We start from the raw sequence: 15,669 nt of genomic DNA, 5'->3' as shown, positions 1-15,669 counted from the left end.
AACCGCTAAGCTGCGGCGGCGGCGGCGAGCGAACAGGATGGTCGCGGCGTTGATCATGGCGCGCGGCTATAAGGCCTGCGGGTTCCAGGGTCAAGTCCAAATCGGCTCGCGGGATGCCGGGGCCGACCGCCACAATGCCGCACTGGTGACGGCACGTTGCCGCACTGGTGACGGGACGGCACGTTGCCGCACGGATGTCATCGGCTTGCAGCGGAATTTCCCTTAAGCGTGGGTGTTCCCGAGAATGACCGGCGGGCCACAACCTCGCCGGGTCCTCCCTTTCGCAACCCAGCCTCAGGACATCGTCATGACCGAGATCACACGTCGCGCTACGCTGGCCGGTGCCGCCGCCTCGGCGCTCCTGCCCTTCGTGAAGACCTCTCCCGCGAGCGCCGCCGCGCCCCCGGCCGAAAAGCAGAATGCGAGCTTTTATCGCTACAATGTCGGCACCCATCAGGTCACGGTGGTCTGCGACGGCGTTGCCACCGTCAATTTGACCGACAATTACGCGGCCGGTGCCAGCAAGGACGACATCAACAAGATCTTCGCCGAACATCACCTGCCGACCGACAAGGTCACCCACACATTCAACCCCGTGGTCGTCAACACCGGACCGAAGCTCGTCGTCATCGACACGGGTCTTGGGCCCGACCAGTTCGCGCAGACCAAGGGCAAGGTCGGCCAGTTCCACAACAACCTGGCAGCCGCAAGCATCGACCGCGCGGCGATCGACACCGTCATCATCTCCCACTTCCATGGCGACCACATCAACGGCCTGCTGGCAGCCGAGAACAAGCCCGCCTTCCCCAATGCCGAGATCATGGTGCCGGCGGCGGAATGGAAGTTCTGGATGGACGACGGCGAGATGAGCAAGGGAATGGGCAATCCGATCCTCGAGAACAATTTCAAGAACATCCGCCGCGTGTTCGATGCGCTCGGTCGCAAGGTGACGCAATACGAGGCCGGCAAGGAGGTCGCGCCCGGTATCACCTCGGTGGCTAGCCCCGGCCACACGCCGGGCCACAATTCCTTTGTCGTCGCCTCCGGCGCCGAGAAGGTGCTTGTACAGGTGGATATCACCGCGGGCGCAGCGTTCCTGTTCGTGAAGCATCCCGAATGGAACATCGCATCCGATGTCGACAAACCGCTGGCACAGCAGACGCGGCGCAAGCTCTACGACATGGCGATTGCCGAGAAGATGCCGATCCAGGCCTTCCACGCCGCCTTCCCCGGTCTCGTCCGGGTCGAGAAGGAAAAGGACGGCTCCGGCTATCGCTGGATCCCCGCGATCTGGAACGCAACGCTGTAGGCTTGGCCTGACGCCCTGACCGGGCGGCCCGGTTGCCCGGTCAGATCACCCGCCAGATCCATTCCATGATCTTGGCGAGCACGTCGCCGAACAGCAGCAGCACGGCCGACCAGATCAGGGCCGAGACGAAATTGGCGGCCTGAAAGCTCCAATAGGGCATCTCGAAAATGCCGGCCGCGAGCGGCACGGAGGCGCGCAAGGGGCCGAAGAAGCGGCCGATGAAGATGCTGGGGATGCCCCAGCTTCGCACGAAGGCCTCACCTCGGGGCAGGAGCTCCGGATAGCGCGAGAGCGGCCACATCTGGGCAACCCTCTCCTTGTAGCGGTAGCCGAACCAGTAGGAGACCCAGTCGCCCAGCGCCGCGCCGAGGCCGCCGGCGATCCAGATCGGGTAAAAGCTGATGCCGCTCGCCCCGATCAGCGCACCGATGGCCACCAGCGCACCCCAGGCCGGGACCAGAAGCGAGATGAACGCGAGCGACTCGCCGAACGCCAGCAGGAACACGATTGGCGCCGCCCAGGCCTGGTGAACGCGCACGAAGTCAGCCAGGGCGTGCGCAAACTGCTCCATCCAAAAAAGCCTTCCCGCCCCGTCTCAAGGTGCTGCTCGATGAAAAGGACTGGTAAGCCAAGGACTTGTGTGACATCAAGTCACAAAACCCGACATGACTAAGGCGGGAACGTCAAATTGCCGGGAAATGGCGGGCCTGCGGCGTAAAATCGCCGGGATTGGCTCCCAACCCACAGCGCGCGGCCCGCCCTCCGGTAACCTTTCCAGGAGAGAAGTGGCATAGTCGGCCTAACCGATTCGCCGCTTCCGCGGCCCTCAAAACGTATCAAGATTCATGTCCAAGCAATTGAAGCCCAAAGCAAAAGATGACTTTTTCGGCGGTGACGAGCCGAAGCCCCGCACCGCCAAGGCGGCGCCGCGCGGAAGCGGCGGGGAAGCCGATTACACGGCCGCCGACATCGAAGTGCTCGAAGGGCTGGAACCGGTGCGGCGCCGGCCCGGCATGTATATCGGCGGCACCGACGAGAAGGCGCTGCATCATTTGTTCGCCGAGGTCATCGACAACTCGATGGACGAGGCGCTGGCCGGACACGCAACCTTTATCGGAGTCGAGCTCAGCGCAGACGGGTTCCTGACCGTGACCGACAACGGCCGCGGCATCCCGGTCGACCCGCATCCGAAATTCCCAAAGAAGTCGGCGCTTGAAGTCATCATGTGCACGCTGCATTCGGGCGGCAAGTTCGACAGCAAGGTCTACGAGACCTCGGGCGGCCTGCACGGCGTCGGCATCTCGGTGGTGAACGCCCTCTCCTCCCGTCTCGAGGTCGAGGTCGCGCGCAGCCAGAAGCTCTACCGCATGACGTTCGAGCGCGGTCATCCCAAGGGCAAGCTCGAGGATCTCGGCAAGATCAACAACCGCCGCGGCACGCGCGTGCGCTTCAAGCCCGACACTGACATCTTCGGTGCCAAGGCCGCGTTCAAGCCGCAGCGGCTGTTCAAGATGACGCGCTCGAAGGCCTATCTGTTCGGCGGCGTCGAGATTCGCTGGAACTGCGCGCCGGAGCTGCTCAAGGGCGTCGAGGACGTGCCGGCGGAGGCGACCTTCCACTTCCCCGGCGGCCTCAAGGACTATCTCGCGGCCGCGATCCACGCCGACACGCTGGTGCATCCCGACATCTTCTCCGGCAAGTCAGGGCGCAACGGCGCGCACGGCGCCTGCGAATGGGCGGTGGCCTGGACCGCGGATGCCGACGGCTTCCTCTCGTCCTACACCAACACCGTGCCGACGCCCGACGGCGGCACGCACGAATCCGGCCTGCGCAGCGCGCTGCTGCGCGGCCTGAAGGATCACGCCGAGCGCGTCGGCCAGGGCAAGCGCGCGGCCTCCGTCACCTCGGAAGACGTGATGGTGGGCGCCGCCGTGATGCTCTCGGTGTTCGTGCGCGAGCCCGAATTCCAGGGCCAGACCAAGGATCGCCTCGCCACCGCCGAAGCACAGCGCATCGTCGAGCAGGCGATGAAGGATCCGTTCGACCATTGGCTGTCGGGCAATCCGAACATGGCCAACCGGCTGCTCGATTTCGTCATCGACCGCGCCGAGGAGCGCCTGCGGCGGCGGCAGGAGAAAGAGACCGCGCGGAAAACCGCCGGCAAGAAGCTGCGCCTGCCCGGCAAGCTCGCCGACTGCACCGATGCCGGCACCGACGGCTCCGAGCTCTTCATCGTCGAGGGCGACTCGGCAGGCGGCAGCGCCAAGCAGGCGCGCGACCGCAAGACGCAAGCGGTGCTGCCGCTGCGCGGCAAGATCCTCAACGTCGCTTCCGCCGGCAAGGACAAGCTGACGGCGAACGCGCAGCTCTCGGATCTCGTGCAGGCGATCGGCTGCGGTACGCTCGCCCAATATCGCGAAGAGGATCTGCGCTATCAGCGCATCATCATCATGACCGACGCCGACGTCGACGGCGCCCACATCGCCTCGCTCCTGATCACCTTCTTCTACCGCCAGATGCCGCGCCTGATCGACGAAGGCCACCTCTTCCTCGCAGTGCCGCCGCTCTACAAGCTGACCCACGGCTCGAAGTCGGTCTACGCCCGCGACGACGCCCACAAGGAGGCGCTGCTCAAGAGCGCGTTCAACGCCAACGCCAAGGTCGAGGTGAACCGCTTCAAAGGTCTCGGCGAGATGATGCCGGCGCAGCTCAAGGAGACCACCATGGACCCGGCCAAGCGGACGCTGCTCAAGGTGGTGCTGCTGGCCGACGACCGCGACACCACGGCGGATTCGGTCGAGCGGCTGATGGGCACCAAGGCCGAGGCCCGCTTTGCCTTCATCTCGGACAAGGCCGAGTTTGCCAGCGACGAGCTGCTGGACGTCTGAGGCGGCAACCCAACCTGCCACAAGCCAGCCACAGCCCCGGTCCTAAGCCGGGGCTGTGTCGTTGAGGAGCGGGTGCCCGATCCGGCCGGCTTTCCGGGTGGACTGCCGGTATTTCGTTGATTCCCGGATCGTCTCAAGGCGACTCGGCCAGCGACTCAACGGATGCCGCGACCGAGGCATGTTTGCCTCCATTTCGGACAAAGCCGAATTTGCTAACGAGACGTTACCAAAATCAAAACGGCGGAATTCGCTCAAGTTATTGAAATGCAATCGATATTACAGATTCCCGCGACAACGCCGCAAATACCTCCGCACCGGCGTTTTCCGGCGACTGTGCCTGCCCTGCAACAGCATTTCGGCGAGAACCGTCTATAGTTCGGGCATCAGATGACACGGACTTCAGTGCGCTCGCGCCGACAAGGTTTGGGGATTTTAACATGAAGAAGATTTTGCTCGCTCTGACCGCGGTCGCGGCGATGACCGGTTCGGCCTCGGCTGCCGACTTGGCTGCCCGTCCCTACGCGAAGGCCCCGATGCCGGCGCCCGTCGCCAACTGGACCGGCTTCTACGTCTTCGGCGGCGGCGGCGGCGGTCTCTCGAATGCTGACCAGAGCGTTGTCGATACCGGCACGGGTACCCCGCTGACGATCACTCAGCGCCAGGGCGGCTCGGGCTGGTTCGGCACGGTTGGCGCCGGCTACGACTGGCAGTTCAGCGGCACTTGGGTCGCTGGTGTGTTCGCCGACGGTCAGTTCGGCAGCATCCGCGCCACCATCCAGGATCCGACCCTCGGCATCACTGGCAACCAGAAGCTGGAAACCTCCTGGGCTGCGGGTGTTCGCCTCGGTTGGCTGGTCGCCCCGAACGTTTTGTCCTACGTCAACGGCGGTTACTCCGGCGCTCATTTCGGCCAGACCAACTTCACGACGCTGGGCGGCACTCCCGTGGGCGTCCATCTCAGCAGCTACGATCGGCACGGCTGGTTCGTGGGTGGCGGCGTCGAGAACAGCCTGAACATCTTCGGCATCACGTCGCCCGGCTGGTTCATGAAGACCGAGTATCGTTCGGCCTTCTACAATGCCAAGACTCAGGACGAACTGTTCGACGTCAGCAACCTTCCGGTCGGCAACAGCATCCGCGCCAACAGCTGGAACCAGACGATCTCGACCTCGCTGGTCTACCGCTTCAACTGGACCGGTCCGGTCGTCGCGAAGTACTGATCTGATCTCACGATCAAAGCGTCAAAGCCCCGGCATCGCCGGGGCTTTTTCGTTTGAGGTTCTATCGTCCGACACTGACCTTGAGCGCTTCATATGCGCCGGCGAGCCGGGCGCCCCCTGGACGATCTTGCGCATCGACATGCGTCCTCCGCGCGGCCTTGCGGCCACCGCCCATTGTATCCGCACCAGAGCTACGGCTAGTCTGGCGCCAAGTTTTCGTGGCTGCGGCATTCATTGAATGCCGTGGACCGCGACAGAAGCGGACCGATGGGAGGAAGGCATGCGCAGATTTCTGCTGGTGGCAGGCCTGTTTGCCACCGCTCTCGGGCTGCTCTGGATCGGACAGGGCACCGGCACGGTTCCGTGGCCCCGATCGAGCTTCATGGTCGACCAGCTGCAATGGGCCGGCTATGGCGCAGCCATGGCCGGGTTCGGTCTGGTGCTGATCTGGCAGAGCAACCAATGAAGAAACCAGGGAATACAAGCATGACATCCAGCCGGTTCGATCTCCGCGGCAAGGTCGCGATCGTCACGGGAGGCAATGGCGGCATCGGGCTCGGCATGGCGCGGGGCCTCGCCGATGCCGGCGCCGATATCGCCGTGGTCGGACGCAACGAGACCAAGTCCGCGGCCGCCGTGGCCGATCTCAGGCAGCGCGGCGTGAAGGCGATCGCCGTCGCCACCGACGTCACCGACAAGGCGGCGGTCGCCTCCATGATCGAGCGCGTCGTCAAGGAGTTCGGCCGCATCGACGTCCTCGTCAACAATGCCGGCATGAGCATCCGCAAGCCGCCGCACGAGCTCGAGCTCGACGAGTGGAACAAGGTGATCGACACCAACCTCACCAGCGCCTTCGTGTGCTCGAAGCTGGCCTATCCCGCGCTGAAGGCGTCCGGCAATGGCAAGGTGATCAACATCGGCTCGATGATGTCTATCTTCGGCGCGAGCTTCGCGACCGCCTATGCGGCCAGCAAGGGCGGCATCGTGCAGTACACCCGCGCCTGCGCCAATGCCTGGGCGCCCGACAACATCCAGGTCAACGCCATCCTGCCGGGCTGGATCGACACCGATCTCACCCGCGGCGCACGGCAGCAGGTCTCGGGGCTGCACGAGCGCGTGCTGGCGCGCACGCCCGCGGGGCGTTGGGGCGACATCGACGACTTCGCCGGCATCGCCGTGTTCCTGGCATCGCCCGCGTCGAATTTCGTCACGGGCACGGCGATCCCGGTCGACGGCGGATTTTCGGTGATGGCCTGAGGCCCGCCCGCCCGCCGATAGCGCAAAAAAAAGAAGCCCCGGACAAGGTCGGGGCTTTTAATTGAGGCAGTGCTTTTCTTGATCGTTGGTCGCGTTGCGTCGACGTGCTCAGTAGCGGGCGATGGTGGGGGCATCGAACTTGTAGCTCGCGCGCACGACGGCCCACTGAATGTCCCGCGGTTTGGCATCGAAGGTGTAGCTGCCGCCGGTGCCGCCGAGCTGATAGGTCTGGCTGCCGAAGGCCGCGTAATTGTATTCGAGGCCGACGATCCAGTTGCGGGTGACGCCGTATTCCCATCCAGCGCCGACGGTCCAGCCGTTGGCCCAGTGGGTCTGACCGCCGGAGCCCGTCGCCGGAGCGACCGTGTCGGCGACCGAGAGACGGTTGTTCACACCGGCATAGCCGCCCTTGATGTAGAAGAGGTTGTTCTGCACGGCGAAGCCCGCACGGCCCACGACGGTCGCGAGCACGTTGGCGCGCCAGGAGAACACGTCATCCCCGGCACCAAACGCGGTGTTCGTGAACGAGCCCTTGTTGTCGAGGCCGGAGATCGTGCCTTCCACGCCGAACACATAGTTGTTGGCCTGCCAGTTGTAGCCGATCTGGGCGCCGCCCATGACGCCCGAACCACGCTGCCGATAGCCCTGGCCCGGAGCGAGATCGCCGAATGCCGTCGTGTTGCCGCTGTTGATGAACTGTTCGTTGGTCCATGCGCCACCGATGTGGCCGCCGACATAGAAGCCGGTCCAGTTGAACAGCGGCTCGACGTAAGCGGGCGCCTTCGTGTAGCGCGCACCGAGATCGGCGGCTGAAGCAGCACCCGTCGAAACCAGAGCGGTCGTGCAGGCGAAGGCGGCAATCAATTTATTACGCATGGTACACCCCGTGTCCTTGATGGGCGCACGGTCACAGACGGCCCTTACTAAAATTGAAATCAACACGGTTAACGTGGCGGTTGAACGTGCACCGTGGCGTCAATCCGGTAGCGCTGTTGCAGGCGCGCAACGCGCCGCGCGCGATTTCGCGCAACGTTATCCCTACCGAAGTCCTACGCTAAAATACCGGTGCGGCCCGCGATTGCACGTGCTCTGGCCGCACGCCGAGCGCGATCAGGCGCGCCGGAATGCCCTGCAGCCATGGCAGCGCGGTGATGAGGCGCACGACCAGCGGCACCTTCAGCGGGCCGCCGCCGCCCTGCAACGCGCCGCTGATGATGTTGTTCTGCACGACCACCTGCATGCGCTGCGTCATCTTCACCGGGAACTCGCGACGGCGCCTGATGGCATCGAGCTCGCGCTCGGACGGGCAGCCATGCTGCAGCTTGTCCGCCAGGATGTTTGCGGTCGCAACCGCATCCTGCACGGCGAGATTGACGCCGACGCCGCCGACTGGCGACATCGCATGCGCGGCGTCGCCAATGCACAAAAGGCCGGGCTGCGTCCAGCGCGCCAGACGGTTGATCGCGACGGTGAGCAGCTTGACGTCGTCGAAGCTCTTCACCTCGCCGATGCCGGAGCGGAGCATCGGCGCCATCCGCACGACGTCGTCGAGCAGCGCCGGCAGCCCCCTCGCCTTCACCGCCTCGTACTGCCCCTTGGCGATGACATAGGCGCATTGCCAATAATCGCCGCGGTCGAAGGTGATCATCATCTTGCCGGGCTCGACCCGCGCGAACACGTTCTCGGTCTGGTCGGGTCTGCGGCCGGCCCGGAACCAGAGCACATCCATCGGCGCGCCGATCTCCTCGATCGCAAGCCCAGCGCGCTCACGCACCGTCGAATGCCGGCCGTCGCAGGCGATGGTGAGATCGGCTTCGATGTCGATATTGCCGTCAGGCGTCTTCGCCCGCACGCCGGCGATCGTCTCGCCACGGCGGATCAGATCGATCGCCTCCGCGCTCATCATCACCTCGAGGGAAGCAAAGCGCCGGCCGGCCTCGCGCAGAAAATTCAAGAAGTCCCATTGCGGCATGAAGGCGATGAAGGGGTATTTGGTATGGAGCCTGCTAAGATCGGCAATGCGCACCGGCGTGCCGCCGAACAGGCCGTCCATCTTCTGCAGGCGCTGGTGCGGCAGCTTCAGGAAGTCGTCGATCAGGCCGAGTTCGTCCATCACCTGAAGCGTCGAGGGATGCACGGTGTCACCGCGGAAGTCGCGGAAGAAATCCGCATGCTTCTCCAGCACCACGACGTCGATGCCGGCGCGGCCCAGGAGATAGCCCAGCATCATGCCGGCAGGTCCGCCGCCGACGATGCAGCAGCGGACTTTCATGGTCCGCTTCGCCTGTTGATCGGATGTCATTGCCGCCGCGATCTACTATCGATCAAGAAATACCTGACGATACTAGCGCGATTCACGGCGAGACGGCCTCAATTTGCAGCGACAGCCCGCGCGGGCCGTTCGCAGCATACAAAGGCCCGCAGGAGCGCGGGCCTTTGCTTGATGCGGGGATGACTATTTCTGGTCTTCGTTGCTGGTCCCGGACCCCGGACTGCCGATCGGCATGCCATTCGGCGCATGACCGACGCCGGAGTTTCGCTCGGCCTGGGCGGCAGCAGGCGACTTACCGTTCGCGGTCGGTGGCTGAACATTCGGATTGTTCGGGCTGTTGTTGGTCTTGACGTTCGCTCCGGTGGTGGTTCCCTGGGTCCCCATTCCGGACGGAGCCGACGGTCCCGAATTGGCGCTGCTGGACGACGTGCCCGTTCCGGCACCTGAGCTTGCCGCAGATCCCGCGCTGGCACCACTGGCACCGCCCGCACCACCGCCGCCGCCGCCGCCTCCGCCTTGAGCAAGGGCGGTCGTCGAGACTGCAGCACAAGCGATCATCACGAGAATGGATTTGCGGATCATGGATCGTCTCCCTGGTTTGGCAGACAATCCGAGTCAGCAGGAGTAGTTCCTTCCGAGAGACTCGACGTTCGCTTGCCTCAGGGCTTTTGCGACTTCCGTTCCCACGGGCGCTTGCCGTCAGCGTCGCGATCCCAGGGTCGGGTGATCGGAGCGACCCTCTCTTCTTCAGCGGCTTTCGCACGATCCGCTTGGACGCGTTCGCGGTCGGTGAGTGGCGGCGCGCCGGGGGCCGCAGTCGTTTGGGCCAGAACCGGAAGCGTCGTAAGGAACGCTGCGATGATGAATTTTGTCATCCCCGGCTCTAGCACTTTCACCTTGACCTGTCCGATTTAACTTCGTTCACGCCGTAAGGTGATCCTGTCACAATCCGCCGGCCGAACAGCCGCTCAATTGTTACTCCGGTTCGCGCTCCTGAAGCTCTTGATCTCCGACACGCTGCCGTCGCGATAGGTCAGCTCGACCGAGACGGATTTCGTGCTTGGCGCGAGCTTCATGTAGAGCGGCATGACGGCGCTGACCGCGCTGGGATCACGCATGTCGCAGGCCGGCATCTTCAGCACCTGATTGGGCACGGCGGTGTCGATGCCGATGCGCACCTCGCGGATGGCGCAGCGATAGGAGACGAGGTGGGTGTAATAGACGAGCAGCCCGTTGAACTCGCGGAACGACAACCAGCTCGTCGAGGTCATGTCGAGGATCTTGCGCTGGTCGCGGATCAGCGCGGCCTCGGGATCGAACCTGATCGGGAACGGGCCCTGCATGTCGCCGGACTGGTCGACGTAGCGAACCTCGATGGTGCCGGCCTGCGCATCCGGCGGCAGCTCGATCGACGGGTTCGGCATCCGCTTGCGCGTGCGCGGATCAAGCGTGTCGATGAAGCCGGTCTCGCGGAAATCGCCCGCGCCGGCCATGCGCCAGGAAATGCCGAGCGTCGGATCGGCGAAGGAGAACGTCACGCTCCAGCCGCCATTGTGCCGCGAGAAGCTCGCGATCGGCGCGTTGAGGGTCTCCTCCTTGGGCATCTGCGGCACCGACACCGGCGGCAGCGCCGCGAGCTTCTGCGGCGGCGGGTCGTCCGAACGCGCGACGGCGTCCTTGGCGAGGCCGCTGAGGAAGACATCGTCGACCATCTGGTCGAAATAGACCGGCACCTGCCTGTGCTTCACGGTATCGGCCATCTCGCTGACGGCACGGCGGGTCCGCTGCGCCACCTGAACCAGATTCTCGCCGGGCTTGAGCAGCTCCTTGGCGAAAGTGCGCGTGAACACCGAATTCGGATTGGCGTCGTCATTGGAGAGCCGATCGAGCGCGGTCTGGCGGGGACCCGCGGAGAACACCGAGAACACGCCCTCGGGCAGCTGCGTCATCGGCGCGAGCCCGCCGCCGCCGGCGACCGCGCGGGTGCCCTTGCGCTCGAACGGATTGTTGCGGCAGGCATCGAACACCAGGATCGAGGTCCGTGCCTTCTTGTTCTGAAGCCGCTCGACGATGCGGTCGGCCAGGATCGAGGCGTCGCGCACCAGCTCTTCCTGCCCTTCGGTCGCCGCCGGCACGTCGGTCGGCAGCAGATAGTTCTGGCCGGCGATCTCGAAGCCGTGGCCGGCATAGAAGAAGAACGCGGTGTCGCCGGGCTCGATCGCCTTGTCGAAGGCGAGCAGCGTCTCGGAGAATTGCTGCCGGCTCTGGTTCTCGGCGACCATCACCGAGAAGCCGAGCTGCTTCAGCGTGTCGCCCATGGTGCGGGCGTCGTTGACGGCCTTGAGCAGCTTCGGCACGTTCTTGTAGTCGTTGTTGCCGACGACGAGCGCGACGCGCTTCTCGGCACAGGCTGGCGCGGCGAAGCCGCTCAGGCTTGCTGCGAGGCCAAGGGCCGCCAGAATTCTGAAAAGCCGACGCGTCATCGCAAAATTCCTGTTGCAGAACCGGCCCTGCCGCCGATTCTTCGAACGGCAGTTCATGGGACCCCCCCCCCGCCGCTGTGTGATAGTCGGCCGAGACCAGATGACGGTTCAAGGGACCTCGGGCTCCGATAGCACGATCGGCCTATGGCCGATTCCGCTGGAATCTGTTTCCCTTTGGATAATTTCGCCGCAAGCGAGGGACTGCCGTGTTGCACTGGTGTACGGACGAGGTCGACCCGAAGGATCGGTTCGACTATTGGCGCGAGGTGCGCGCCAGGGGATTGTTCGGCGTCACCGCCGAGCTCGCGCGCGAGCGGCGCGCGGACTTTTTCGGCGAATTCTCGCTGCGTCAGCTGGTCGGCGCCGGCCTCGTCGAGCTGAAGGCCTCGCCCTACGCGGTCGAGCGCAGCGCGGCGGACATCGCCTACGCCCCGGGTGAGGCGATCTGCGTCTACCAGCAGCTCGGCAGCGGCGGCTGGTTCGGCGGCATGCGCACGAGCGACTTTGCGATTGCCAATGGCAGCTTCGCCACCAGCCATACCGACCTGCCCTACCGCACCGCGCCGCTGGGCACCGGGGGGTTCCACCTGCGGATCCTCAAGATCCCCGTGAGCAGCATCCCGGTGCAGGACAAGCGCATGCGCGAGCTTGCGCCCAGGACCTTCAACGATCCGGCCCTGGTGCCCCTGCTCGCAGCCTGCTTTGCCGATCTCGGCGAGATTGCCGCGGACGATGCGGCCTCTGCCGTCCAGACCTCCTTGGTCCAGGCTTTGGCCCATCTGGCGCTGATCGAGCGCGGCGTCGTGCGGCCCGGCAGCCGTCGGGGACAGCAGGCGCTGCGGACCGCCCGTCTCTCGCAAGCCCGGCGGCTGATCGTGCGCCACCTTGAGGACCCCAATCTGGCACCGGCCATGGTGGCCGACCTGCTCGGCGTCTCCGTGCGTCACCTGCACATGCTGTTCGAGATGGCGGAAAAGAGCTTCTCCCAGACGGTGACCGACGAGCGCCTGAATCAGAGCCGCCGCCTCCTGCGCGAGGCGCCGGAGCGGCTGATCGCTGATATCGCGGCCTCGTGCGGCTTCGAGAGCCTCGCGACCTATTACCGGGTGTTCAACGCCGCCTATGGCATGGCCCCCGGCGACTTCCGGGCCAAGGGGACCGACAAGGGCACGGAGGGGCGCTAGCTGCTGTCTTGGGCGAGGTCCTCGGGGGAAAACCCGAGCCGCGCCCGTGATTTGGGCAAAAACCTCAGGTTTTTTAGGCTCTTCCCGCGCCCGCTCCATTGACTTTGGCCAATTCCCGCCTATGTTCCGGGTCGACGCGGCTCAGATCGAAGAGCGATTCCTGAGCCTTGCGCTTTGTTCGCGTGAGTCAGCACCCCCAGCTTCTTTGAGAGCGCGCCGTTTCGGGGTGGAACGCGACAGCCTTATTACCCTCGATTCCGAACGGCGGTTTCGACCAGAGGCTCAATGTCCTTTTCAGATCTCGGACTGTCCGAAAAAGTCCTCGCCGCAGTGGCGGCCACCGGTTACACCACCCCCACCCCCATTCAGGAACAGGCGATCCCCCACGTCCTCGCACGCAAGGACGTGCTCGGCATCGCCCAAACCGGCACCGGCAAGACCGCGGCCTTCGTGCTGCCGATGCTCACCATCCTCGAAAAGGGCCGCGCCCGGGCGCGCATGCCGCGCACGCTGATCCTCGAGCCGACCCGCGAGCTGGCAGCCCAGGTGAAGGAAAACTTCGACCGCTACGGCGCCGGCCAGAAACTCAACGTCGCCCTCCTGATCGGCGGCGTCTCGTTCGGCGACCAGGATGCCAAGCTGATGCGCGGCGTCGACGTGCTGATCGCCACCCCGGGCCGCCTGCTCGACCATACCGAGCGCGGCGGCCTCCTGCTCACCGGCGTCGAGCTGCTCGTCATCGACGAAGCCGACCGCATGCTGGACATGGGCTTCATCCCCGACATCGAGCGCATCTGCAAGCTCGTCCCCTTCACCCGGCAGACCCTGTTCTTCACCGCGACCATGCCGCCGGAAATCCGGCGCATCACCGAGGCCTTCCTGCACAATCCGCAGAAGGTCGAGGTCTCCAGGCCCGCCACGACCGCCGTCACCGTGACGCAGGCCCAGGTGCCCGCCGGCCGCGAGGCGCACGAGAAGCGCGAATTGCTCCGCCGCCTGCTGCGCGAGGCGAAAGACCTCAAGAACGCGATCATCTTCTGCAATCGCAAGCGCGAGGTCGCGATCGTTCACAAATCGCTGCAGAAGCACGGCTTCAGCGTCGGCGCCCTGCACGGCGACATGGACCAGCCGGCCCGCATGGCGGCACTCGACCAGTTCCGCAAGGGTGAGCTGCCCCTCCTCGTCGCCTCCGACGTCGCCGCCCGCGGCCTCGATATTCCCGAGGTCAGCCATGTCTTCAATTTCGACGTTCCCCACCACGCCGACGACTACGTCCACCGCATCGGCCGCACCGGCCGCGCCGGCCGAACCGGCACCGCGATCTCGATCGTGACACCGCTCGACCAGAAGTCGATGGCGGCGATCGAGAAGCTGATCGGCCAGAGCATTCCGCGCGCCGAAGGCGACTATGACGTCCACGCCGAAGCGGGCGAACAAGGTGACCGTCCGCGCGAACAGCGCGGCCGCGAGCGTTCACGCGGCGGACGAGGCAAGCCGCAGCGCGGCGAGCGGCGTGGTCATGACCGCGAACGCGGCCACGAGCCGCGCGAGGCGCGTGGCGAGGCACGGCCGGCTGCCGAGGCGAGGCCCGCACGCGAGGCACGGCCGCCGCGCGAAGCCAGGCAATCATCCGAGCCGCGCAACGGTGCGCGCCCGCAAGCGAATTCGTCGCATGTGCCCTCGATCGGCCGTCCCGAGCCGCGCCGCCAGCGCGAGGTCGATACCGAGCCGGGCGATCACTCGCATCTGCCGGCTTTTCTGCTACGGCCGGTCCGCTCCCCCGCCGGCGCCTGACGCGCGCCGGTACTACCTGACTTCGGTTGAAAATCCTCGCTTTGCAATTATTTGGATGCGCCCGTGAACGTATATTTACGGGGTGTTCACAATCGTCCGTTAGCCTACGAACATAATTTAAGCATTGCTGCGGTCGATGGCGCGTCGGCCGCTGTGGGGATGTTCCGTGATCAAGGTGCTCGACGAACACGAACGCACGATGGCGTTCGCCGAGGTGGCGCTCGGCCAGATCCGATCGCTGCGACAGACCGCCATTCCCCGCAATTACGAGATTTGGTACGTCTATGCGACCGGCTACAACGCACCGCTCAACAAGATCATCAATGAGACGCTGGCGCGCAGCGGCAAGCTGACCGAAGCCGATCTCGAGCAGATCTACGAGACCTATCTCTCCCACATCAAGACCACCGACCGCATCGACAAGGTCGGCGCGCGCGTCGTCGGCGAGATCGACGACGTGGTGAAGGTGCTCGGCGAGGCGCTCGGCATGACCGGGGCCTACGATACCAGCCTCTCGGGTGCGACCGAGAAACTGTCGTCGGCCGAGAGCCGTGACCAGATCAAGGCGATCGTCGAGACCCTGCTGCGCTCGACCAGCGAGATGCGCGAGGCCAACAAGGCGCTGGAAGACCGTCTGACGCTGTCCAAGAACGAGATCAGCAATCTCCAGCAGAGCCTGGAGGCGATCCGCGCCGAGAGCCTGACCGATCCGCTCACGGGCCTGGGAAATCGCAAATATTTCGACCGCATGATCGGCATGGCTGTGCAGAGCGCGCTCGCCTCGGGCGAGCCGCTGTCGCTGCTGCTGTTCGACATCGATCACTTCAAGTCGTTCAACGATTCCTACGGCCATCTCACCGGCGACCAGGTGCTGCGGCTCGTCGGCCTTTCGCTCAAGCAGACCATCAAGGGCCAGGATATCACCGCGCGCTACGGCGGCGAGGAATTTGCGGTGGTGCTGCCCAACACCGCGATGCGCCAGGCGCTCACGGTGGCCGATCACATCCGCCGCGCCGTGATGGCGAAGGAATTGAAGAAGAAATCGACCGGCGAGATCCTCGGCCGCGTCACCATCTCCGTCGGCGTTTCCATGCTGAGGGAGGGCGACGACACCGACGCGCTGATCGAGCGTGCGGACGCCTGCCTCTACGCCGCCAAGCGCAACGGCCGCAACCGCGTGATCTGCGAAGCCGATCCGGAATTCGCGATCGAGAGCCACAGCCGGGTGGCGTGACGTTCATCCTCGCATTTGTAGGGTGGGT

14 protein-coding genes are annotated in these 15,669 nt (G+C 65.0%); 8 read left to right on the top strand and 6 right to left on the bottom strand.

The genetic code is table 11. From position 1 onward, the window contains the following. The first annotated feature begins 307 nt into the window (after positions 1-307). The gene (locus tag DCG74_RS23150) at positions 308-1,309 is read left to right on the top strand and encodes an MBL fold metallo-hydrolase (protein ID WP_172789135.1); all 1,002 of its coding nucleotides are present in this window, start codon (positions 308-310) and stop codon (positions 1,307-1,309) included. Positions 1,310-1,349: 40 nt separating this feature from the next. On the opposite strand, the gene DCG74_RS23145 is transcribed toward DCG74_RS23150, so the two are convergent. Continuing rightward, complete coding sequence (locus DCG74_RS23145; protein ID WP_172789134.1) at positions 1,350-1,880, bottom strand: DedA family protein; 531 nt, start codon at positions 1,878-1,880, stop codon at positions 1,350-1,352. A gap of 274 nt (positions 1,881-2,154) precedes the next feature. On the opposite strand from DCG74_RS23145, the gene parE reads away from it, so the two are divergent. The 4 genes from parE to DCG74_RS23125 all read left to right on the top strand — a co-directional run bounded on the left by parE (position 2,155) and on the right by DCG74_RS23125 (position 6,674). After that, positions 2,155-4,197: a DNA topoisomerase IV subunit B gene (gene parE / locus DCG74_RS23140; protein WP_172789133.1), complete on the top strand. Its 2,043-nt coding sequence runs from the start codon at positions 2,155-2,157 to the stop codon at positions 4,195-4,197. Positions 4,198-4,634: 437 nt separating this feature from the next. Beyond that, a complete protein-coding gene (locus DCG74_RS23135) occupies positions 4,635-5,417 on the top strand; it encodes an outer membrane protein (RefSeq protein WP_172789132.1) in 783 nt (260 codons plus the stop codon). A 280-nt stretch (positions 5,418-5,697) separates the two neighbouring features. Continuing rightward, positions 5,698-5,883, top strand: a complete 186-nt coding sequence (locus DCG74_RS23130) for a hypothetical protein (RefSeq protein WP_172789131.1) — start codon at positions 5,698-5,700, stop codon at positions 5,881-5,883. A gap of 20 nt (positions 5,884-5,903) precedes the next feature. Beyond that, positions 5,904-6,674 carry an SDR family NAD(P)-dependent oxidoreductase gene (locus DCG74_RS23125; protein ID WP_172789130.1) on the top strand — a complete coding sequence of 257 codons (771 nt, stop codon included), beginning with the start codon at positions 5,904-5,906 and terminating at the stop codon, positions 6,672-6,674. Positions 6,675-6,782: 108 nt separating this feature from the next. On the opposite strand, the gene DCG74_RS23120 is transcribed toward DCG74_RS23125, so the two are convergent. The 5 genes from DCG74_RS23120 to DCG74_RS23100 all read right to left on the bottom strand — a co-directional run bounded on the left by DCG74_RS23120 (position 6,783) and on the right by DCG74_RS23100 (position 11,429). Beyond that, the gene (locus DCG74_RS23120; protein ID WP_172789129.1) at positions 6,783-7,550 is read right to left on the bottom strand and encodes an outer membrane protein; all 768 of its coding nucleotides are present in this window, start codon (positions 7,548-7,550) and stop codon (positions 6,783-6,785) included. Between the two features lie 178 nt (positions 7,551-7,728). Next, positions 7,729-8,976, bottom strand: coding sequence for an FAD-dependent oxidoreductase (locus tag DCG74_RS23115; RefSeq protein ID WP_210268538.1), 1,248 nt, complete (start codon positions 8,974-8,976; stop codon positions 7,729-7,731). 153 nt (positions 8,977-9,129) lie between these two features. Next, positions 9,130-9,528 carry a hypothetical protein gene (locus DCG74_RS23110; RefSeq protein ID WP_172789127.1) on the bottom strand — a complete coding sequence of 133 codons (399 nt, stop codon included), beginning with the start codon at positions 9,526-9,528 and terminating at the stop codon, positions 9,130-9,132. Between the two features lie 77 nt (positions 9,529-9,605). Beyond that, complete coding sequence (locus tag DCG74_RS23105; RefSeq protein ID WP_172789126.1) at positions 9,606-9,821, bottom strand: hypothetical protein; 216 nt, start codon at positions 9,819-9,821, stop codon at positions 9,606-9,608. A gap of 93 nt (positions 9,822-9,914) precedes the next feature. Then, positions 9,915-11,429, bottom strand: coding sequence for a caspase family protein (locus DCG74_RS23100; protein ID WP_172789125.1), 1,515 nt, complete (start codon positions 11,427-11,429; stop codon positions 9,915-9,917). Between the two features lie 206 nt (positions 11,430-11,635). Between DCG74_RS23100 and DCG74_RS23095 the strand changes: the two genes are divergently transcribed. The 3 genes from DCG74_RS23095 (at position 11,636) to DCG74_RS23085 (ending at position 15,641) form a co-directional block, all read left to right on the top strand. Continuing rightward, positions 11,636-12,613 (top strand): helix-turn-helix transcriptional regulator, encoded by a 978-nt coding sequence (locus DCG74_RS23095; protein WP_172789124.1) that lies wholly within the window; start codon positions 11,636-11,638, stop codon positions 12,611-12,613. A 285-nt stretch (positions 12,614-12,898) separates the two neighbouring features. Then, the gene (locus DCG74_RS23090) at positions 12,899-14,407 is read left to right on the top strand and encodes a DEAD/DEAH box helicase (RefSeq protein WP_172788696.1); all 1,509 of its coding nucleotides are present in this window, start codon (positions 12,899-12,901) and stop codon (positions 14,405-14,407) included. Between the two features lie 166 nt (positions 14,408-14,573). Next, positions 14,574-15,641 carry a GGDEF domain-containing protein gene (locus tag DCG74_RS23085; protein ID WP_172788695.1) on the top strand — a complete coding sequence of 356 codons (1,068 nt, stop codon included), beginning with the start codon at positions 14,574-14,576 and terminating at the stop codon, positions 15,639-15,641. Positions 15,642-15,669: the final 28 nt, after the last annotated feature.

Origin of the sequence: Bradyrhizobium sp. WBAH42, assembly GCF_024585265.1 — a bacterium.
GTDB lineage: Bacteria > Pseudomonadota > Alphaproteobacteria > Rhizobiales > Xanthobacteraceae > Bradyrhizobium.
Note: the sequence above shows the minus strand (reverse complement) of the source record. Positions and strands in the feature narration are given on the sequence as shown.